The 18,787-nt window shown below is 69.3% G+C and carries 17 protein-coding genes and 3 pseudogenes; 4 read left to right on the top strand and 16 right to left on the bottom strand.

The features are described 5' to 3' along the window. Positions 1–169 precede the first annotated feature (169 nt). The 6 genes from rlmN to rpsB form a co-directional block, all read right to left on the bottom strand. Positions 170–1,282 carry a 23S rRNA (adenine(2503)-C(2))-methyltransferase RlmN gene (gene rlmN, locus K9S39_RS14060; protein WP_248863684.1) on the bottom strand — a complete coding sequence of 371 codons (1,113 nt, stop codon included), beginning with the start codon at positions 1,280–1,282 and terminating at the stop codon, positions 170–172. Positions 1,283–1,449: 167 nt separating this feature from the next. Then, positions 1,450–2,595, bottom strand: a complete 1,146-nt coding sequence (locus tag K9S39_RS14065) for a phosphatidate cytidylyltransferase (RefSeq protein ID WP_248863685.1) — start codon at positions 2,593–2,595, stop codon at positions 1,450–1,452. Beyond that, positions 2,595–3,152 carry a ribosome recycling factor gene (gene frr, locus K9S39_RS14070; protein ID WP_248863686.1) on the bottom strand — a complete coding sequence of 186 codons (558 nt, stop codon included), beginning with the start codon at positions 3,150–3,152 and terminating at the stop codon, positions 2,595–2,597. Before frr ends, K9S39_RS14065 begins: the two co-directional genes overlap by 1 nt. 175 nt (positions 3,153–3,327) lie before the next feature. Then, positions 3,328–4,098: a UMP kinase gene (gene pyrH, locus K9S39_RS14075; protein ID WP_248863687.1), complete on the bottom strand. Its 771-nt coding sequence runs from the start codon at positions 4,096–4,098 to the stop codon at positions 3,328–3,330. A 162-nt stretch (positions 4,099–4,260) separates the two neighbouring features. Then, complete coding sequence (tsf, locus tag K9S39_RS14080; protein WP_248863688.1) at positions 4,261–5,097, bottom strand: translation elongation factor Ts; 837 nt, start codon at positions 5,095–5,097, stop codon at positions 4,261–4,263. 108 nt (positions 5,098–5,205) lie between these two features. Beyond that, a complete protein-coding gene (gene rpsB, locus K9S39_RS14085) occupies positions 5,206–6,087 on the bottom strand; it encodes a 30S ribosomal protein S2 (protein WP_248863689.1) in 882 nt (293 codons plus the stop codon). A gap of 956 nt (positions 6,088–7,043) precedes the next feature. On the opposite strand from rpsB, the gene K9S39_RS14090 reads away from it, so the two are divergent. After that, positions 7,044–7,685 (top strand): M23 family metallopeptidase, encoded by a 642-nt coding sequence (locus K9S39_RS14090; protein ID WP_248863690.1) that lies wholly within the window; start codon positions 7,044–7,046, stop codon positions 7,683–7,685. Positions 7,686–7,933: 248 nt separating this feature from the next. Here K9S39_RS14090 and K9S39_RS14095 read toward each other — a convergent pair whose 3' ends face one another. The 4 genes and pseudogenes from K9S39_RS14095 to K9S39_RS14110 all read right to left on the bottom strand — a co-directional run. Then, positions 7,934–8,491, bottom strand: coding sequence for a TetR/AcrR family transcriptional regulator (locus K9S39_RS14095; protein WP_248863691.1), 558 nt, complete (start codon positions 8,489–8,491; stop codon positions 7,934–7,936). A gap of 84 nt (positions 8,492–8,575) precedes the next feature. Then, positions 8,576–9,412 carry an RNA polymerase sigma factor WhiG gene (whiG, locus tag K9S39_RS14100; protein WP_248863692.1) on the bottom strand — a complete coding sequence of 279 codons (837 nt, stop codon included), beginning with the start codon at positions 9,410–9,412 and terminating at the stop codon, positions 8,576–8,578. Positions 9,413–9,769: 357 nt separating this feature from the next. Next, a complete protein-coding gene (gene dprA, locus K9S39_RS14105) occupies positions 9,770–11,095 on the bottom strand; it encodes a DNA-processing protein DprA (protein WP_248863693.1) in 1,326 nt (441 codons plus the stop codon). Between the two features lie 804 nt (positions 11,096–11,899). Beyond that, a pseudogene (locus K9S39_RS14110) lies at positions 11,900–12,793 on the bottom strand (ATP-binding protein); the annotation flags it as partial. Positions 12,794–13,031: 238 nt separating this feature from the next. Here K9S39_RS14110 and K9S39_RS14115 point away from each other — a divergent pair. Together K9S39_RS14115 and K9S39_RS14120 are read left to right on the top strand one after the other, a co-directional pair. Next, positions 13,032–13,790 carry a hypothetical protein gene (locus K9S39_RS14115; RefSeq protein WP_248863694.1) on the top strand — a complete coding sequence of 253 codons (759 nt, stop codon included), beginning with the start codon at positions 13,032–13,034 and terminating at the stop codon, positions 13,788–13,790. Positions 13,791–13,974: 184 nt separating this feature from the next. Next, positions 13,975–14,742, top strand: a complete 768-nt coding sequence (locus K9S39_RS14120) for a hypothetical protein (protein WP_248863695.1) — start codon at positions 13,975–13,977, stop codon at positions 14,740–14,742. A 111-nt stretch (positions 14,743–14,853) separates the two neighbouring features. Here the strand turns inward: K9S39_RS14120 and K9S39_RS14125 are convergent, their stop codons facing one another. Next, positions 14,854–15,027, bottom strand: a complete 174-nt coding sequence (locus K9S39_RS14125) for a hypothetical protein (protein WP_248863696.1) — start codon at positions 15,025–15,027, stop codon at positions 14,854–14,856. A gap of 82 nt (positions 15,028–15,109) precedes the next feature. Here K9S39_RS14125 and K9S39_RS14130 point away from each other — a divergent pair. Beyond that, positions 15,110–15,391: pseudogene (locus K9S39_RS14130) on the top strand (transposase); the annotation flags it as partial. Between the two features lie 113 nt (positions 15,392–15,504). Here K9S39_RS14130 and K9S39_RS14135 read toward each other — a convergent pair. The 5 genes and pseudogenes from K9S39_RS14135 to K9S39_RS14150 form a co-directional block, all read right to left on the bottom strand. Further along, positions 15,505–16,233 carry a protein kinase domain-containing protein gene (locus K9S39_RS14135; protein WP_319949556.1) on the bottom strand — a complete coding sequence of 243 codons (729 nt, stop codon included), beginning with the start codon at positions 16,231–16,233 and terminating at the stop codon, positions 15,505–15,507. A 274-nt stretch (positions 16,234–16,507) separates the two neighbouring features. Next, positions 16,508–16,939: pseudogene (locus K9S39_RS14140) on the bottom strand (hypothetical protein); the annotation flags it as partial. Between the two features lie 82 nt (positions 16,940–17,021). After that, complete coding sequence (locus tag K9S39_RS14145; protein ID WP_248863698.1) at positions 17,022–17,216, bottom strand: hypothetical protein; 195 nt, start codon at positions 17,214–17,216, stop codon at positions 17,022–17,024. A gap of 556 nt (positions 17,217–17,772) precedes the next feature. After that, positions 17,773–17,901, bottom strand: a complete 129-nt coding sequence (locus K9S39_RS42075) for a hypothetical protein (RefSeq protein ID WP_283112316.1) — start codon at positions 17,899–17,901, stop codon at positions 17,773–17,775. 343 nt (positions 17,902–18,244) lie between these two features. Beyond that, complete coding sequence (locus K9S39_RS14150; protein ID WP_248863699.1) at positions 18,245–18,742, bottom strand: hypothetical protein; 498 nt, start codon at positions 18,740–18,742, stop codon at positions 18,245–18,247. Positions 18,743–18,787 lie beyond the last annotated feature (45 nt).

Genomic DNA, 18,787 nt, shown 5'->3' on the forward strand with positions numbered 1-18,787 from the left:
GGCAGGGCGCAACAGCATGAGTGATGACCGAACTTCCTACCCGGAATGACCCGGGCGAGGTTCAAGGGTCTGCGGACGCCGTGTGTCTACGACGCCTCCGCACTCTCAGCGCTGTGGCGCTCCCCTGTCGGAATGTGCATTTGTTCGATCACACAGTACCAGCGAGCGGTCAGCGCTCCGAGGCCGCCAGCTGCCCGCAGGCCCCGTCGATCTCCTGGCCACGCGTGTCCCGGACGGTCACCGGCACGCCGTGCGCCTCGATGGCCCGCACGAACGCCCGCTCGTCCTCCGGCCGCGAAGCGGTCCACTTCGAACCGGGCGTCGGGTTCAGCGGGATCAGATTCACATGGACGCGCTTGCCCTTCAGCAGCCGTCCCAGCAGGTCACCGCGCCACGCCTGGTCGTTGATGTCGCGGATCAGGGCGTACTCGACAGAGATCCGGCGGCCGGACTTCTCGGCGTACTCCCACGCCGCGTCCAGCACCTCGCGCACCTTCCAGCGGGTGTTGACGGGGACGAGGGTGTCGCGCAGCTCGTCATCGGGCGCGTGCAGCGACACGGCGAGCCGGCACTTGAAGCCCTCGTCCGCGAACCGCAGCATTGCCGGGACCAGGCCGACCGTGGAGACGGTGATACCGCGCTGGGACAGCCCCAGCCCGTCCGGCTCCGGATCGGTCAGCCGACGGATGGCGCCGACCACCCGCTTGTAGTTGGCGAGCGGCTCGCCCATCCCCATGAAGACGATGTTGGACAGCCGCGCGGGCCCGCCAGGGACCTCGCCGTCCCGCAGCGCGCGCACCCCGTCGACGATCTGGTGCACGATCTCGGCGGTCGAGAGGTTACGGTCCAGTCCCGCCTGGCCCGTGGCACAGAACGGGCAGTTCATCCCGCAGCCGGCCTGCGAGGAGATACACATGGTGACCCGGTCCGGGTAGCGCATCAGCACGGACTCGACGAGCGTGCCGTCGTGCAGCTTCCACAGCGTCTTACGGGTGGTGTCGTTGTCGCACGAGATGTGCCGCACCACCGTCATCAGGTCCGGCAGCAGCTCCGCCGCCAGCTTGTCGCGCGCCGCGGCCGGGATGTCGGTCCACTGCGCCGGATCGTGCGCGTAACGGGCGAAGTAGTGCTGCGACAGCTGCTTGGCGCGGAACGGCTTCTCGCCGATCGCGGCCACCGCTTCGCGGCGCTCGGCGGGGCTGAGATCGGCGAGGTGCCGAGGGGGCTGCTTGGCGCCGCGGGGGGTGACGAACGTCAGCACACCAGGCTCGGGCGGTGCCATGGGCGGAACTCCTCATTGCGACGGGGGCGGATGATCTCCGCTGTCGCGGAGCCGAGGGCAGGACGATGCCGAACCCGGAGATTTCACAGGGCCATCCCCGCTGCCGCGGGGCCGGAAAAGGGCCCGCTGCCGACGGCAGCGGGCCCTTCCAGAGTACCTGGGGCGATTCAGCCTGCCCCCACGAAGATCACGAACAGCAGCCAGACCACCGGAGCCGTGGGCAGCAGCGAATCGAGACGGTCCATGATCCCGCCATGGCCCGGGAGCAAGGTCCCCATGTCCTTGATGCCGAGATCGCGTTTGATCATGGATTCGCCCAGGTCACCCAGGGTGGCACTGACCGCGACCGCGAGGCCGAGCAGCAGCCCCTGCCACCAGGCGCCCCCTGTGATCAGGAACTCCATGCACAGCGCACCGGCGGCCATCGCGAACAGCACCGCCCCGACGAGCCCTTCGCGGGTCTTGCCGGGGCTGATACGTGGCGCGAGCTTGTGCCGTCCGAACCGCCAGCCGACCGCGTACGCGCCGGTGTCGCTGACGACCGTCAGCAGCAGGAATGTCACCACCCGCTGCGGCCCGTCGTCCTCGGCCGCGAGCATCAGCGCCACGAACGTCGCGAGGAACGGCACGTAGAACGCCGCGAACACACCCGCGGTGACATCCCGCAGATAGTTCTCGGGCGCCTCCGTCATCCGCCAGACGAGCACGGCAAGCGTGGTGAGCGCCATCACCACCCACGCGCCCTCCGCACCGCGTACATAGCCGGCGACGACCATGGCGGTGCCGCCGACCGCGAGCGGCACCAGCGGCACCCGGATGTCCTTGCGCTCGGCCAGCCGCGAGGTCAGCTCCCACAGGCCCACGACGACGGCGATCGCTATCACGCCGATGAAGACCGGCTTGTAGACGAAGAGTGAGGCGAGGATGACCGCGCCGAGGCCGATGCCGACCCCTATGGCGGCGCGCAGATTGCGTCCCGCGCTCTTCCTCTTCGGCTTGTCCGAGTCCGGCGAGCTGTCGTGCCCGGGAGAACCGGGGAAAGCAGTGGGCATGGGCTCCTGCGGCTTTTCGTCGCGGAACAGGGGGCTGCTCAGTCGAGCAGCCCCCCGGTCGTCCCGGTGGTCCCGGGTGTCGTCCTGGTGTCCGCCGGCGTCGGGCACCAGGGACATGGGCCGAGTCTGCGCCGCGTCACCTCCGGCGTGCAGGGGCCCCGCCGCGGCGGGGGGCGCCGCCCGGAGCGAGGGGGCCGTTCCCCTGTCGGTTGGCCCCCATGGACCGGCGCCGGGCAAGGGTCCCCAGGATGACTCGTTCATCAGACTTCGAGGAGCTCGGATTCCTTGTGCTTGAGGAGCTCGTCCACCTGCGCGACGTACTTCGCGGTGGTGTCGTCGAGCTCCTTCTCGGCGCGGCGCACCTCGTCCTCGCCGGTCTCCTTGTCCTTGACGAGCTTGTCCAGGGACTCCTTGGCCTTACGGCGGACGCTGCGGATCGAGATCTTGGCGTCCTCGGCCTTGCTCTTGGCGACCTTGATGAACTCCTTGCGGCGCTCCTCGGTCAGCTCCGGGAAGGTCACCCGGATGATGTGGCCGTCGTTGCTCGGGTTGACACCGAGGTCGGAGTCGCGGATCGCCTGCTCGATGTTGCGCAGGGCGCTCTTGTCGAACGGGGTCACCACGGCCATCCGCGGTTCGGGAACCGAGAACGATGCCAGCTGGTTGATCGGCGTCATGGCGCCGTAGTAGTCCGCCACGATCTTGTTGAACATCGCCGGGTGCGCACGCCCGGTGCGGATCGCGGCGAAGTCCTCCTTGGCGACCACGACGGCCTTCTCCATCTTCTCCTCGGCTTCGAGGAGGATCTCTTCGATCACCACTTGCTCCTGGTCTGTTCGGTAAGAAGCAGAGCCTCGCCCCTGCCGCGCGTCTTCTCCTGCACGGTGTCCGACCGGCAGGCGGTTGTCCATCCCCGTACCGAGGTCTTCCCCCGGCCGGGAGTTGCCGCCCGTACAGGCCGATGCCCGTACGGAATCACGGCAGTTGGGGCCGTCAGGCCCGGGTGCCCTGATCGCTGACGAGCGTGCCGATCTTCTCACCCTTCACCGCACGCGCGATGTTGCCCTCGGCCAGCAGCTCGAAGACAAGGATCGGGAGCTTGTTGTCGCGGCACAGGGTGACGGCGGTGGCATCGGCGACCTTGAGGTCGCGGGTGATGACCTCGCCGTACTCCAGGGCGTCGAACTTGACCGCGTCCGGGTTCTTCTTGGGGTCGGAGTCATAGACCCCGTCCACGCCGTTCTTGCCCATCAGCATCGCCTCGGCGTCGATCTCCAGGGCGCGCTGGGCGGCGGTGGTGTCGGTGGAGAAGTACGGCATGCCCATGCCGGCGCCGAAGATGACGACCCGGCCCTTCTCCAGGTGGCGCACCGCACGCAGCGGAATGTACGGCTCCGCGACCTGGCCCATGGTGATGGCCGTCTGGACGCGGGAGTCGATGCCCTCCTTCTCCAGGAAGTCCTGGAGGGCCAGGCAGTTCATGACCGTGCCGAGCATGCCCATGTAGTCGGACCGGGCCCGGTCCATACCGCGCTGCTGGAGTTCGGCACCGCGGAAGAAGTTGCCGCCGCCGATCACGATGGCGATCTGGTAACCGTCGCGCACCACGGCACCGATCTCGCGTGCCATGGCGTGCACGACATCAGGGTCGACGCCCAGCCCGCCGCCACCGGCGAACGCCTCGCCGGACAGCTTCAGCAGGAAGCGCCGCCTGTCACTCTTGTCGGCTTTGTCTGTGTCCGCGCCGTCGGCACCGTGATTCATTGAGCTCTCCTCGTGCACATACGAAGAAGGCCACTGCCGTGGGTCCGATCCAGATCCCTCTGCGGCAATGGCCTCCTCGTCACATCTGCGGCCGGCCGGTGAGCGGCCGACTGCGTACGACCCTAGCGGGGTCGTAGGTCATTCGCTGCCTTCGCGGCAGGGTCAGATGCCGACCTTGATGCGCGAGAAGCGCTTCAGGGTGACACCGGCCTCCTGCAGGACCTTCTCGACGGACTTCTTGTTGTCGAGCGCGTACGGCTGGCCGAGCAGCGTCGCGTCCTTGAAGAAGCCGTTGAGGCGACCCTCGACGATCTTCGGCAGGGCGGCCTCGGGCTTGCCCTCGGCACGCGTGGTCTCCTCGGCGACACGGCGCTCCGCCTCGACGACCTCCGCCGGGACGTCCTCGCGGGAGAGGTACTTCGGCGCGAAGGCGGCGATGTGCTGCGCGACGCCCTTGGCGACCTCGGCGTTCTCCTTGTCGAACTCGACGAGGACACCGATCTGCGGCGGCAGGTCGGGCATGGTGCGGTGCATGTACGCCGTCACGTAGCCGTCGGAGAACTGCGCGAAGCGGTCCAGGACGATCTTCTCGCCCAGGTTGGCGTTGGCCTCGTCGACGAACGCCTGGACGGTCTTGCCGACCTCGATCTCGGAGGCGAGCAGAGCCTCGATACCGACCGGGGAGGTCTTCGCGACGTGCGCGGCGATGTCCTTGGCGACGGCCTGGAACTTGTCGCCCTTGGCGACGAAGTCCGTCTCGCACTTCAGCTCGACGATGACACCGGAGGTGTTGTCGTCGGCGATCAGGGAGACCACGGCGCCGTTCTCGGCGGAGCGGCCCTCGCGCTTGGCGACGCCCTTCTGGCCCTTGATTCGCAGCGCCTCGACGGCCTTCTCGACGTTGCCCTCGGCCTCGTCCAGGGCCTTCTTGCAGTCCATCATGCCGGCGCCGGTGAGCTCGCGGAGCTTCTTGACGTCAGCGGCGGTGTAATTCGCCATGGTCTGTGAATCTCTTCTCGAAATCTCGAAGTCGAAAGATCTACGGGTGGACGGCGGGGGCCGCGCTTGTGGCGCCTGCCCCCGCCGTCATCAACCGGTCCTGAGGGGTCAGGCCTGCTCGGCGTCCGCGGCCGGCTTCTCCTCGGCCTCGGCGGCCTTCTCCTCGGCCTTGGGGGCCTCGGCGTCGGCCTTGGGGGCCTCGGCGTCGGCCTTCTTCTCGCCCTCGAGCAGGTCGCGCTCCCACTCGGCGAGCGGCTCGCCGGCCTTCTCGCCCGGCTTCTGGTCACCGGTGGCGGCGCCGGAGCGGGCGATGAGGCCCTCGGCGACGGCGTCGGCGATCACGCGGGTGAGCAGGGTGACGGAGCGGATCGCGTCGTCGTTGCCCGGGATCTTGTAGTCGACCTCGTCCGGGTCGCAGTTGGTGTCGAGGATCGCGACGACCGGGATGTTGAGCTTGCGCGCCTCACCGACGGCGATGTGCTCCTTCTTGGTGTCCACGATCCAGACGGCGCTGGGCACCTTCTGCATCTCGCGGATACCGCCCAGGGTCTTCTCCAGCTTGGCCTTCTCGCGGGAGAGGACGAGGAGCTCCTTCTTGGTGAGGCCGGAGGCGGCCACATCCTCGAAGTCGATCTGCTCAAGCTCCTTCAGGCGCTGCAGACGCTTGTAGACGGTCGAGAAGTTGGTCAGCATGCCGCCGAGCCAGCGCTGGTTCACGTAGGGCATGCCCACGCGGGTCGCCTGCTCGGCAATGGCCTCCTGGGCCTGCTTCTTCGTGCCGACGAACATGACCGAACCGCCGTGGGCGACGGTCTCCTTGACGAACTCGTAGGCGCGGTCGATGTACGACAGCGACTGGAGCAGGTCGATGATGTAGATGCCGTTGCGCTCGGTGAAGATGAAGCGCTTCATCTTCGGGTTCCAGCGGCGGGTCTGGTGCCCGAAGTGGACGCCGCTTTCCAGCAGCTCCCGCATCGTGACGACGGCCATGGCCGTACTCCTTGTTGTTTCTCGGTTTCACCCTGGCCGGCCGGCCACGGTGCCTGACGCCCCGACGCGCCTGCCGAGGAGGGAACCTTGCGGGACCTTCCGAGGACCGAGGAGCGCGGCCATCGTGCTGCCCGAAGGGGACTGGTGCACTGATGGCGGGGCGTGCGAAGTCGACCCGGTGACCCGGATCGCCACAAGAAGTGTACGGGACGGCCGACGCACCGGGCGACATGCGCGTTTCCGAGCCCCGCGCGAGTGACACCGTTGTCCACAACCGGCCGGTTATCCACAGCTTCGGACCAAGATCCCCACGCGGCTCCGCGTTACGCCACCGTCGGGACATGCGACGAAACACACGACGAGATTCCGGGTCGGTTCCGATCTCACACGGCGGGGGTGCCGGGCAGCGGTGGCGGGGGTGGACGTGGAGTGGATGGCGCGGCCGGCTTCGGTCGACCGTGGCGTCCGAACCCACCGTCGTGGCGTCCGGGCCCACCGTCCCAGCCGGTTTATACGGCTCGCCTGGGCCTGCTGACGCTCCTGGTGCTCCTGACCTGCTTTGTTTCCCGGGGCCGGTCGGCCGCCGGCGCCCCGGCGCGGCGCGACCACGGGGCATGCCACCTCCCCCGCCACCCCTGCGGCCCCCGTCAGCGCGAGGGAAGCCGGGCAGCTACGGGCCGAGCTGCTTCTTTCCGGCGCGTGATGTGCGTGCCTCCGTGGCTGTGGCAGTGGCGGCGGTGCTCTCCGTGCCGATGCTGGGGCTGGGTACCGCCCACGCGAGCGGGGTCACTACGTCGGCGGGCTTCGCCGGGGAGCGTGGGCTGGTGAGCAGGGCGGAACACCGGGGGACACGCGGGGCGGCACCTGTGCCAGGGCATAGCGCGGCCGGGCTCGAGCAGGCACCGTCGCCGGCCGCGGTGCCAGACCGGGCCTGGCCCGTGGACGGACCGGCGGGCTTGCGGCCCACGGTGTTACGGGGCTGGAAGCCCCCTCCCTCGCCCTGGGCGGCGGGCCACCGCGGCGTGGATCTGGCCGCCAAGGCCGGCGCGACCGTGCGGGCGGCCGCACCGGGACGGGTGGCCTTCGCCGGGACGGTCGCCGGCCGGGGAGTCCTCACGATCGAACTGTCCCGTTCGGGCCGACCCCCTTTACGCACCACCTACGAACCGGTGCGCGCCACGACCCGTATAGGGGAACGCGTCGCCGCGGGCCAGCCGGTCGCCGTACTGCAACACGGTCCGTTCCACTGCCGGGCACCATGCCTCCACTGGGGCCTGCTGCGCGGGAAGTCCTACCTGGACCCGCTGACACTGCTGCCCCCGCCCATGCTCCGCGGCGGCCCGTCGCGCCTGCTCCCGGTCATCGGCGTCCCCGTGCCGGGTCCCACGGGCGGTACCGGCCACGGCCCGCCGAGCCCGGCAGCCGACGAGGCAGCGGCAGCGCCGACCGGAGACGCGCTGGCGGGAGCGGTCGCGCTGGCCGCCACGGCACTCTGGGCGCAGGGCCGGCTGTCCCCGACCGGGCATGACAGGCGCGAGGGCCGCACACGGAACCGATGGTCTCGACGTCTCCGCCGGTCCGATCGAGGTGACGGATGAGCGTGGGGAGATGACGGAGGCGGAGTCGAGCGGGAGGAGGCTGGTGGCCCGGGGATGACGCAAGGCCGGGTAAGGGGCCCATGCGACCGCGCACGGGCTGCGGGCTGCGGGCTGCGGGCTGCGGGCTGCGGGCTGCGGGCTGCGGGCTGCGGGCTGCGGGCTGCGGGCTGCGGGCTGCGGGCTGCGGGCCAACGAGCGTCGAGGGGGTGGAGGGGTGGGGCGGGGGGGGCGGAGGGCGCCCCCGGGGGTCAGCCTCGGACCCCCCGTAGGGCCATCGCCACCGCCGCCTCCGTGATCTGCTCAGGGTTCTCCGCCGCCCCGAGTTCGATGCGGCGCACCGCGGCGTCCACGACGCCCTGCAGGAGCATGGCGGCGAGTCGGGGCTGTTCGTGGCCCAGCGAGGCAAGAGCCTCGACGATCATGGCGATCAGTCCGCCGTGCGCGGCGCGGATCTTCTCGCGTGCTCCGGCGTCCAGCTCACCGGCCGAGATGGCGACGACAGCACGGTGGCGGCGGTCACCGACCAGGGCCAGTTGCTGTCGTACGTACGCCTCGACCTTCTCCTCGGCCGTATCAACACGCTGCATCGCCGCCTCGACCTCCGCGGCCCACACCGGGAAGTCGACGGCGCACAGCTCTTCGACAACGGCCGCGCGGGAGCGGAAGTACTCGTAGACGGAGGAGCGCGCGAGCCCCGTGCGCTCGGCGAGGGCGGGGAAGGTCAACGCCTCCGTTCCGCCTTCGGACAGCAGGGAGCGGGCGGCGTCCAGAAGGGCGCCGCGCTGCATCGTCCGGTGCTCGGCCACGGAGGCCGCTCGAATCCTTGGCACACCACCACTCTACGGATGGCGTGCCCGCCTCGGCACTCCGCATGGCGACACGTATGAGGCTCAGCGTCCGACGTCGGCCAGTTTCGCCCTGAGCTGTAGCACGGACTTGGTGTGGATCTGGCTGACCCGGCTTTCCGTGACGCCGAGGACATTGCCGATCTCGGCGAGCGTGAGGCCCTCGTAGTAGTAGAGCGTGACGACGGTCTTCTCGCGCTCGGGGAGGGTGTTGATGGCGCGCGCGAGCAGCCGTCGCAGTTCACGGTCCTCGGCGATCTCGACAGGGTTCTCGGCGGCCGTGTCCTCCAGGGTGTCCATCAGGCTCAGCCGTTCACCGCCCTCGCCGCTGACGTGGAGGAGCTCTTCCAGCGCGACGACGTTCGCCAGCGACAGCTGACTGAACACACTGTGGAGTTCCTCCAGCGCGATGCCCATCTCGTCGGCGACCTCCGCTTCGGAGGGGGTGCGGCGCAGCTGCGCTTCGAGCGTCGCGTAGGCCCGCTCGACGGCGCGGGCTTTCTGCCGCACCGATCGCGGGATCCAGTCCAGCGCACGCAGCTCGTCGATCATGGCGCCGCGGATGCGGGTGATGGCGTAGGTCTCGAACTTGATGGAGCGTTCGGGCTCGAACTTCTCGATGGCGTCGATCAGTCCGAAGACCCCGGAGGAGACGAAGTCGGCCTGTTCGACGTTGGGCGGCAGTCCCACGCTGACCCGGCCGGCGACGTACTTGACCAGCGGCGAGTAGTGCAGGATCAGCTGCTCGCGCAACCGCCCGTCGCCCGATGCCTTGTAGGAGCGCCACAGCTCGTTGAGCGAGGTGGGCGCGGCGGGGCGCACGCTGGCGCGCGCGGCGGGAGGTACTGCCGCGCGGTCAGACCCGGAGGTGTGCTGGGGCATTCGTCGCCTTGAGCCGTTCTGCCGAGACGCTGGTCGGTGGAAGTGTGCGGGTGAATTGTCTGTGAGCGTAGCGTGACTGCCATGTCGCGGTGTGCGAGGAAGCGAGGTTGGGGGGTACGCAGATACGTTCCGCTGCCCGCACCTCGGGGTTACTTCGTATGGTGTGGCGACACGCGCACGGCGTGCCGGGCACGGAGCCCCATGGGACAGTGCGGCCGGCCGGGGTGACGCAGACGCCTTTCCGCGCGTCCGCTGCACCATTTCACGGCCTCTCTACGGGTCGGCCCGGCACGCCGAAGCAAGGCAAACCTGGATTCTGCGGTCATTCCCCTCACCCTTTCACCCGTTCGCCCCAGGTCAAGTACCGCCTCGCCGGGAAGCGTCGGTGGACTCGGTGCGTCGCGCCAACTCCCAGCGGTCACCGCACTTTTGCACGAATCCGAGGGATCGCAACTCAAGGAGCTTGCCCTGCGCGAGGTCGCGGGGCGTGCCCGACTCACGCGCCAGGTGGGCGGTGTCCGTACCACCGCGCGCGGGCAGAGCCTCCAGGACGCGGGCCGCGATGGGATCCAGGAGATCGCGGCTCAGGGTCGGTCCGCGCCGTTCGGGGGCGAGGTCGCCGATACTGCCGACGAGTTCGACGACCTCATCGGCGTTGGTGACCACCGTGGCCTCACCGCGCAGGAGTTGGTGCACCCCGGCGGAGAGTCCGCTGGTGACGGGGCCCGGCACGCCCATCGTGAAGCGTCCGAGAGCCAGCGCTCGGCGGGCGGTGACCAGCGAACCGCTGCGGAGTTCGGCCTCCACGACCACGGTGCCGCGGGTCAGTGCGGCGATGACGCGGTTGCGCTGGATGAAGCGGCTGCGGGTGGGGTGGTCGCCGGGTGGTAACTCGGCCACTAACAGGCCTTGTTCGGCGATGCGTCCGATCAACTCGGTGTGGCCGCGCGGGTAGGCGAAGTCGACGCCGGAGGCGAGTACGGCGATGGTCGCGCCGTCCGCGGCCAGCGCGCCACGGTGGGCGGCGCCATCGACTCCGTAGGCGGCGCCGGATGCGACCGTCCAGCCGCGGTCGGCGAGGGCGGCGCCGAGGGTGGCGGCGAGGTGGGCGCCGTAGTCGGTGCAGGCCCGTGCGCCGACTACGGCGACCGATCGCAGCGCCCAGAGCCGAAGACTCGCCGGGCCGCGCGCCCACAGGCCGATGGGGCGGCCGTCGCCGAGATCGTCCAGTTGCCGCGGCCATTCCTCATCGCCGGGACAGATGAACCGGCCGCCGAGCGCGGCGACGGCAGCGAGGTCCGCGCGGGGGTCGCCGGCTCGCGCGGCACGCAGCCGCAGGCCCTCGACTTTGGTCGCTGACGCGCCTTTGGGCGGGGGTGCGTCCCCGGACAGTGCGCGCCACAGGGCTTCCGGGCCCGTTTCGCGCAACCAGCGGCCGGCGGTTTCGTCGCCTGGTTCGAGGATGCGGGTGAGGGCTGCGCGCGCCGTACGCTGTGGTTCGTCGGCGGCTGGCTGTGCTGGTCCATTCGTATCAGCCGTACGTGTCGCGCAGTGCGACGCGTCGTCCGTCGTACGCGTCACACGCCGCTGCTCGGGTGTCAGGGAATTGGCCGCGCTGCTTCGGTTGTGCGCGCCGTTGTCCGCCCCGCCGTTGGCGAAGCCCCATGGATCTGTCCTGTTCATCGCTTCTCCCTGCTTGTGGTGTGGCCGTGTGGTTGTGGCCGGTGTCTTCCGGTCCGAGGGGGTCGGGCGCGTTGGGGGCCGGAGCCCGTGGGGCTGGTGTGGGGCATGTGCAGCGCCAGGACGGGGCTCCTCGCCTCGGTTCGGCCAACTCCTGGGCCCCTCCCCCTCCCCCGCCCACCCACCTCCTCCGCCTCCAGACCTCTTCGCGTCCCCGACCGCCGCTCCGCCGCATAGGCACGGCGAGCCCCTTGGCACACGCACCGCCGCCCCGCCGCGTTACGCACCGCCAGCCCTTGGCAGCACACCCCCCCCCGCGTCACACAGTGCGAGCCTTCGGCAGCGCGTACGCAGGGCGCCCCTTGGCCGAACGCGGGGAACTAGTTCTTCGCCGCGCGCAGGGTCCTCCCGTCCCGGCAACGCAAGGCGAGCCGCTCTCCCACCCGTGGGTGACCTGTCCACCGCACGGCAGCCGTCCGCCGTCGGGTCCGGGCCGGACTGGAGCCCGGCGTCGCGAACTTCAGCCTGGTCGGCCTGCTGGACAATGCCTGGTGGAATCCAAGGGCCGGGTACGCGCGTGGTGGCGTATTCGGGCGCCGCCGAATGGCCGCAGAAGAGACTCACCCCGCGCGAGGCAGACCCCTGACCGCACAGCAGCGTGAGGTCCTTCACCGCCCTCGCAGGCCGGGAAGACCACCGCCGTTCTCCAGGCCAGGACCGCCCCGCAACGCGATCTCCCTCCCAACCGGCCCCGCATCAGGACGGGCCGGCCATCCGTTCTCCTGTCTTCCTCCCGAGCCACCCGGCCTATCCCCCTCCCACCGCCGTCGCCGTGCCGCGCCGTACGCCGGTGCGTAGTTCCAGTGCCCAGTTGACGTCTTCGGTTGTGGGGCGGTCGTGGGCGGCGAGGTCGGCCGCTGTCCAGGCGACACGAAGGACGCGGTCCAGGCCCCGGGCCGTCAGCAGGCCGCATTCCAGGTCGCGTTCGGCCTGGGCCAGTGCACCGGGTTGCACCTGCCATCGGGTTCTCAGTTCGTGGCCGGGGACCTCGCTGTTGGTGTGCCAGGGGGTGCCGGTGAGGCGGGCTGCGGCGCGTTCACGGGCGGCCCGTACGCGTTCGGCCACTTCCGCGGTGGATTCGGCGCCCCGGCCGAGGGCGATCAGTTCGGAGCGGGCGACCGGTTCCACGGCGATCCGCAGGTCCACGCGGTCCATCAGGGGACCGGACAGCCGGGCGCGGTAGCGGCGGATCGAGGAGGGGCGGCATTCGCATCCCCCGCCGCTGGTGCCGTGCCGCCCGCACGGGCACGGGTTGGCCGCGAGGGCGAGCAGAAAGCGGGCAGGCATCCGCATCATGCCCGCAGCGCGGGCGACGACGACATGGCCGGATTCCAGGGGCTGGCGCAGTGCGTCCAGGACCTTTGCGCTGCACTCCGCGGCCTCGTCCACGAACAGCACGCCGTGGTGGGCCAGCGATACGGCCCCAGGGCGGGGCAGTCCGGTACCGCCGCCGACGAGTGACGCCATGGTCGCGGAGTGGTGCGGGGCGCAGTAGGGCGGCCGGTCGACGAGCGGTTGTCCCGGCGGGAGGGTCCCGGCCACGGAGTGGACGGCGGTGACCTCCAGCGATTCCTTCGACGACAGTGGCGGCAGCAGCCCGGGGAGACGCTCGGCGAGCATGGTCTTGCCGGCTCCAGGAGGTACAGAGCATCGGAGTAAGAACCTCGGATGAAAGCTGACCCCGGCGGTGCGCTAACACCCCGGGGCCTGACACAGGAGTGGAAGCCTCCCAGTGCGCGTTCATCGTACGTCCCATGCCCGGGATTTTGTGATCATCCCGAACTCCGCCGCCCGACACCGGGGCCTGTCCTTCACGGCGCGCGGCATCCTCGTTCACCTGCTCTCCCTGCCTGATGGTGCCCGGGAAGACGTTCGTACCATGGCGGACCGCAACCCGGGCGTTGGCCGTCGGGGTGTGTCCAAGGCGGTCCAGGAGTTGGAGGACGCGGGGTACTACTTCCGCCGGACGATCCGTGATCCGGAGACGGGCCGGGTCTGGACGGAGACGTTCGTCTATGACACCCCGCAGGATTCGCCGTTTCCCGCTTCTCCGGGAACCGGTGCTCCGGGTGCTGGGAGCGCGGGAACGCTCCCTACGGGAGTAAAGAACCCGGTTGAAGAACCCTCCCCCGTGGCCCAGGAAGCGGCTAGCGCTCCGGCCGTCAACGGGCGGGAGGGGGAGGCGCCCAAGAACACGGACTACGCCGGCCGTGGGGCGGCCCTGCTGGCTCGCCTGGCCACGGCAGACTCCCGCCTGGTGCTGGGCACAGCCGAGACGCTGCTACTCGCCCCGCTGGCCGGTGAGTGGCTGGAGCGGGGGGCGTCGGAGTTGGAGGTCCGTAACACGTTGACGGCGGGTCTCCCTCCTGTCGTGCACTCCGCCGCCGCGATCCTGCGGGACCGGCTGACGCGGAAGCTGCCCGCACCCCGTACCCGTTGTGACGCCGCTGCTCCGGCTGCTCCGCTCCCGGAGTGCGCCGAGTGCGCCGCGCCGTTGCCGCGTCATCAGGAGACGGGCATCTGTGGCCAGTGCTCCGGCGTGGCCTCGGCTCCGTTCCCGGAGAACCCGACGGTGGGCCTGGCCGCCTTCCGTGCCGCGCGCCGGTCGCTCCGCGCTGCCCAGGGGGTGACTGCGTGATTATCGGGATTCAGTGCTGGGACTGTGGGGACGAAGACGGTCCGTTCGTTCACGTCGGACGCCACACGTACCTCTGTGAACCGTGCCGGGCGGATGCCCTGGCGATTCTCGACGGACTGAAGGACCTAGCGGCACTGATGAGCCGCCGGAACGACGGGGGCCGTAAGTGAGCACGACCAATTCCATGCCTTGGTACGCGCGTCCAGCTGCTGGGGTCGTTCTCCTGGCCGCGCTGATCATGTCCGCTCCCGGTGAATACGCCCTGGCCGTCCTGGCCGGGTGGTCGCCGTGGGTCGCGTGGCTCATGCCGGTCTGTGTGTCGGTGTATGCGGCCGTGGCGGCCATGTTCGTGGACTCCCGGCCCAAGGGGGCGCCTGGCCGGGGAACGGCCGTTTTGGGGGCCGCCGGGGCGCTCGCTCTGGCTCTGGCCGCCCAGGTGACCGCGCACCTGATATCGGCCGGGTTCGCCGCGTCGTCCGCTTGGCTGGTGGCCGCTGTGTCCGCTGTGCCGCCGGTTGTGGTCGCGCACATCATGCACATGGCGGCCAGGGCTCACACGGTGGCCAGGGAGGTGCCGGTGGCCACCGCGGATTCCGCCGAGGCGGCCACGGACGTGTCCGGCCAGGACTCGACGGACGCGGACACGGAGGCGGACGCGGGCCAGGAGTTGGCGGACACCGGCGCGGACGTGGAGGCGGACGTGGTGGACGTTCCGTCACGGCCGGCTGAGTTGTCCGTGATCGTTGGCGGGGCCGGTCAGGCGGACACGCTCCCGGGGCTGGATGTTGTCCGGAAGAAGTCCGGATCGCGTGGCCGGACGCCGGAGGAGATCCGGGAGGCCGTGGCCGCGTTGGAGGCGGACGGACAGCCGGTCAACGGCTCCACCCTGGCCGCCCATCTGAAGGTGTCCGACCGGACAGGGCGCCGGTATCTGGAGGAACTGGCCGCGTGACCGGTCACGGACCAGCCCGGCAGTCTTTTGGTTCCGGACACGGCCGCCGGGCAACGGCAAAACCCCGCCCATCCACCACGGGGGGAGCGGATAGACGGGGCCGTGATGATCCTATGCGGTTGACCGGTCACCGGATGGGCGTTCCTGGGGATTGTCCGGCAGAGCGTTGCCCGGTACGCGGTAGCCCTCGGCCTCCAGGCGCGCGATGATCTCGGGCACTGTGAGCCCTTCGGTGCGTAGTTCATACATGCGTTGGTTGATCTTGGCGCCGGGTGCGTCGTTCATGCTGCGCAGGGTAGGGGCGGGGTCTGACAGTGAGGATGTTGGTGGCATCGCTCGGGGGTCTGACTCTGGGTCTGACTGGCGCTTCGGCTGCCTGTGCGCGGCAGCCCCCATCCCCGCCTCCTCAGGCCGCACCAACCGCCACCGCATCAACCGTGGTGGAGACCGGCACGCCAACAGCGCTCTCTACACCATCGTCCTGGTCCGCATGCAATACGACCCACGGACCAGGGACTACGTCGCCAGACGCACCGCCGAAGGCATGTCCACCAAAGACGTCATGCGGTGCCTGAAGAGATTCGTCGCCCGCGAGGTCTATAGACACCTCAAAACCGCCGGTGCCCCAGCTCCGACGCCGGCCACGTGAACGAGGCGATCAGGGCTTCACAGCCGGCTTGACGAGCTATAGGAGCTTCAACGGGCGCAGAGAGGCCCCGCCCATGAGATGGGCCGCAGCACGGAGGCTTCACTGTCTGCCGGTTAGAGCGCGTTGTGGATCTCTGCGCATACCTCTGTCGTGGTCGGCCGATCGGCAGGCTTCGGGCTCATCATCTGTTCGATGAGGGGGCCCAGCGGCCCGGGTACGTTGATCGGCCGGTGTGGCTTGTCCACGATGGCCTGGCGCTGGTCCTTCCGGTCGGCGTCGTCCGGGTAGGACACGTGTCTCCAGCCGGTGGCGGAGATGAACCATGAGGCCCCCAGCGCGTACACGTCGGCCTCTTTCGTGGGCACAGCCGTGCCGGTCGTCAGGATGCCTTGCGAGATCTCTGGCGCTTCGTAGTGGACGAGGCAGCCCCGATATTGGAAGTCGTAGGCCGCGGGCACTGCGCCGCCCTGGGCCAGGCCCAGGTCGATAAGAAAGGCTCCGTCGGGCCTGAGGATGAAGTGATTGGGTTGCACGTCGCCGTGTGTCCATCCCCTTTCGTGGAGGTGGGCCAGAGCAGTAGCGCACGCGAGTGCATCGTTCAGGCTTGGTTCCTTGGGGTCTGTGGAATGCCGGCCCGGCTGCCATAGGTCGAAGAGAGAGGTTCCGTGGCGCCAGGGCTGGGCGCTCCAGGTGCCTTCGGCCCATTCGCCGAGGAGCACGCGCTCAGGGGAGATGAGCTGCCGAAGAATGGTGGCTTCACGAGCGGGTGCCAAGGCTGTCCACTTGTGAATTTCGGTCGGATAGCCGAGCTTGACCGCGTAGCGGCTCTCGGGGGTTTGCACGTCCCAAACGGTGGAGCCCCGCCGGTCTACGACGAGTTGCGTGCTTTGTGGTCCCAGGGCGCTTTTGACGTGTGTGGGGAGTTCGAACGGTCCGCTGGGCATCGTTGCGTCCTCTCATCGACAGGGGCCGGCCCCCGGCGGGGCGGAGGCCGGTCCGCAGATCGGAGCAGGCTACTGGTGATCAGTTGTAGTAGTCGCGTCCGTCGTCGCTGTCGCCGGTCGGCGGGTTGGGTTCTCCGGCGTCGTCTTCATCCTCGCCGCCGCTGGATACGACGTACGGGCGTCCACAGTCCGAGTCGCACTGCCCGGCGTTCCGGCCGTCTACGGTCCAGAGATCGTCCAGGACCGTGAACCCTGCCGATTTCATGGCACGCGCCGAAGCACTGATAGCTTCGAACGTGCGCCCGCCACCGCCGGGGCGCGGGTTGTGGTGCATCATGCGCCCGGCGTGCTCCTGGCAGAAATCCGCGTAGTCCTTGGTGTGCAGGATGAACGCGTGCAGCGCGTGATCCACGTCATCGGACGGGACCATGGGGACGGTTGCGGTTGCCGCAGTCGCGACGAAGGCCAGAGCCTGATCCGTCTGCCGTTCCGCGCGCTCCGGGGGCTGCCCGAAGTGGGTGACGACGAACCGCACGATACTGTCGAACAGTTCGGGACTGGCCAACGATCGGCCGGTCCGTAAATCGTTCAGTGTTGCGGTCATGCCGTGTTCCTCCTCCTTGTTGGAGTGGTGCACTGCACTTGCTGACCCGTCCCATCCTGGGACGGGGGTCTAGGGTCCGGGCTCAGCCGATGCGCGACAACACCGCCATCAGGCCGGCCCAGAGGACGAACAGGACCAGGCCAGCAGCAGTCGCTGCTACGACCAGGTTGATCGGGCGGACGTTGGCTTCGCGCTGCTGCTTTTCGCGTTCCTCCCCGGCCTTTCGGTGTGCGTCGGCATCACACTTGGGGCAGCCGGTTATCTCATGTTCTGCCACGCGTACGCCCCTTCTTGATTGGTGGAACCCGCCCCCTGCTGGGACGGAGGTCTATGCGGCGCGGCCACTGCGAGCGGCTTTCCCTCGGGGTTCGCCCCACAGGTCGAACTGCTGGGCGAGCCATCGCTCACCTGGGTGCCCCCAGTCACGGTGAATCTTGGCCATGGACACGCCGTCGCGGTACAGCCGGATCACGTCGTCTTTATGGACAAGCACGGATTCTCGGGCTGCCATCAGGTCTTTGTGTGCGCGTCCTTGCATCGCAGTTCTCCTTGTTCGTCGGTAGGGCCTGCCCCCTGCCGAGATCTTTCGGCCGGGGGAACCGGAAAGGGCGTCCGGCAGGGGGCGGGGGTCTGTGGCGGTCGCCCCGGGCCCCTGCTCAAAACTCCGGGGCGACCGCTTCGCGCTCCCCTCTGCGTCTCCCTCGCACTGTCAGAGGAGACGGGGCCGGGGGTCTTGGGGCCCTCCGCGAGGAGCGCGCCCGGCCATGACCAAGCCGGGGGGTAACGCACCGCTCCCCGGTGGTCGTGCATCATCGGCACCAGAGAGCGGGAGTTCATGAGAGCTTGCCCGCAGCGATGAGAGCGACGAAGAGCGTGACCGTGCCCCAAACGCACAGAAGGAGAATTCCGCCGACGAACGTGCCGTCCACGTTGATCTTGCGGCGTCGCTGTTGCCCTGTCATCTGCGGGCCTCCTCCTTGACGCAGTGGCCGCACGGTTTCCGGCCGTCGCGCTCCGCTTTGCTGCGGGATGTGACAGTTATGACCGGTGCGGGGCACTTGCCGAGGGTGTAGCAGCTCGGTACGGCGTGGTAGCGGGCTCCGCTGCTCTTGGCGACGTACACCCGGCCATCTGGACCCACTCCGCGAAGGGCGGAACCTCGCTCAACGGTCCGGGATCGGAAAGGGTGTTCACTGGCCGGACCGGGAGCGTGGAACACGAGCGTCACGCCATGCGTCTCGCAGCGGTAGGTCCATCGACTCAGCCGCTGCATGTCGTGAGCCGACTCCATAGGGCAGCGCATGGCTACCGCTTCCGGCCGGTGTTCTTGCCCGAATCGGAGCCGCCAGACGACTCTTTGTTCTTCTCGCGGTTCTTCCGGCTCAGGTCGTCGGTGGTGCCGCTCATCGCTGCTTCCCTGATGGTCTTTACGAGTAGCTCAGACTGGGCGTGATCCATCGACGGAGGGATGATCCGGGTAGCTGTCCAGGTGTTCCACAGGACTGCCGAGGGCGTATCCGTGTCGATTCCGGCCGTGTGCAGTGCGGCGTCCAGTGCCTTGGCTACCTCACGCGCCAGGGTCCCGGGTACCCGTCCGCCGATAGCCTGAACAAGGCTGATGGCCCAAGGGATTGAGAGCGTGGCGAGGCGGATTCGGTTGGTGACGACCCCCTCGACCATGTTCTGGGTGATGACGGAGGGTCCGGCATCGAGCCCCGCGAGGGCCAGCGCATCGTCCAGGCGCTGGCGTACATCCCTCACGGCCCGATGCGGCGTCCTCAGCATGGGGGCAGACATGATCACGCGCTCCTCTCCGTAGTGCTTCCACTACCGGGGCGACTCAGCGTG

It is taken from the genome of Streptomyces halobius, from assembly GCF_023277745.1.
Taxonomy (GTDB): domain Bacteria; phylum Actinomycetota; class Actinomycetes; order Streptomycetales; family Streptomycetaceae; genus Streptomyces; species Streptomyces halobius.

What these genes read in the sequence shown, in the direction of transcription:
- rlmN (WP_248863684.1), bottom strand. Translation starts at nt 1,282, where the DNA reads ATGGCACCGCCCGAGCCTGGTGTGCTGACGTTCGTCACCCCCCGCGGC.
- K9S39_RS14065 (WP_248863685.1), bottom strand. Translation starts at nt 2,595, where the DNA reads ATGAACGAGTCATCCTGGGGACCCTTGCCCGGCGCCGGTCCATGGGGG.
- pyrH (WP_248863687.1), bottom strand. Translation starts at nt 4,098, where the DNA reads ATGAATCACGGTGCCGACGGCGCGGACACAGACAAAGCCGACAAGAGT.
- tsf (WP_248863688.1), bottom strand. Translation starts at nt 5,097, where the DNA reads ATGGCGAATTACACCGCCGCTGACGTCAAGAAGCTCCGCGAGCTCACC.
- rpsB (WP_248863689.1), bottom strand. Translation starts at nt 6,087, where the DNA reads ATGGCCGTCGTCACGATGCGGGAGCTGCTGGAAAGCGGCGTCCACTTC.
- whiG (WP_248863692.1), bottom strand. Translation starts at nt 9,412, where the DNA reads ATGCCCCAGCACACCTCCGGGTCTGACCGCGCGGCAGTACCTCCCGCC.
- dprA (WP_248863693.1), bottom strand. Translation starts at nt 11,095, where the DNA reads ATGAACAGGACAGATCCATGGGGCTTCGCCAACGGCGGGGCGGACAAC.
- K9S39_RS14115 (WP_248863694.1), top strand. Translation starts at nt 13,032, where the DNA reads ATGGCGGACCGCAACCCGGGCGTTGGCCGTCGGGGTGTGTCCAAGGCG.
- K9S39_RS14120 (WP_248863695.1), top strand. Translation starts at nt 13,975, where the DNA reads ATGCCTTGGTACGCGCGTCCAGCTGCTGGGGTCGTTCTCCTGGCCGCG.
- K9S39_RS14125 (WP_248863696.1), bottom strand. Translation starts at nt 15,027, where the DNA reads ATGAACGACGCACCCGGCGCCAAGATCAACCAACGCATGTATGAACTA.
- K9S39_RS42075 (WP_283112316.1), bottom strand. Translation starts at nt 17,901, where the DNA reads ATGACAGGGCAACAGCGACGCCGCAAGATCAACGTGGACGGCACGTTC.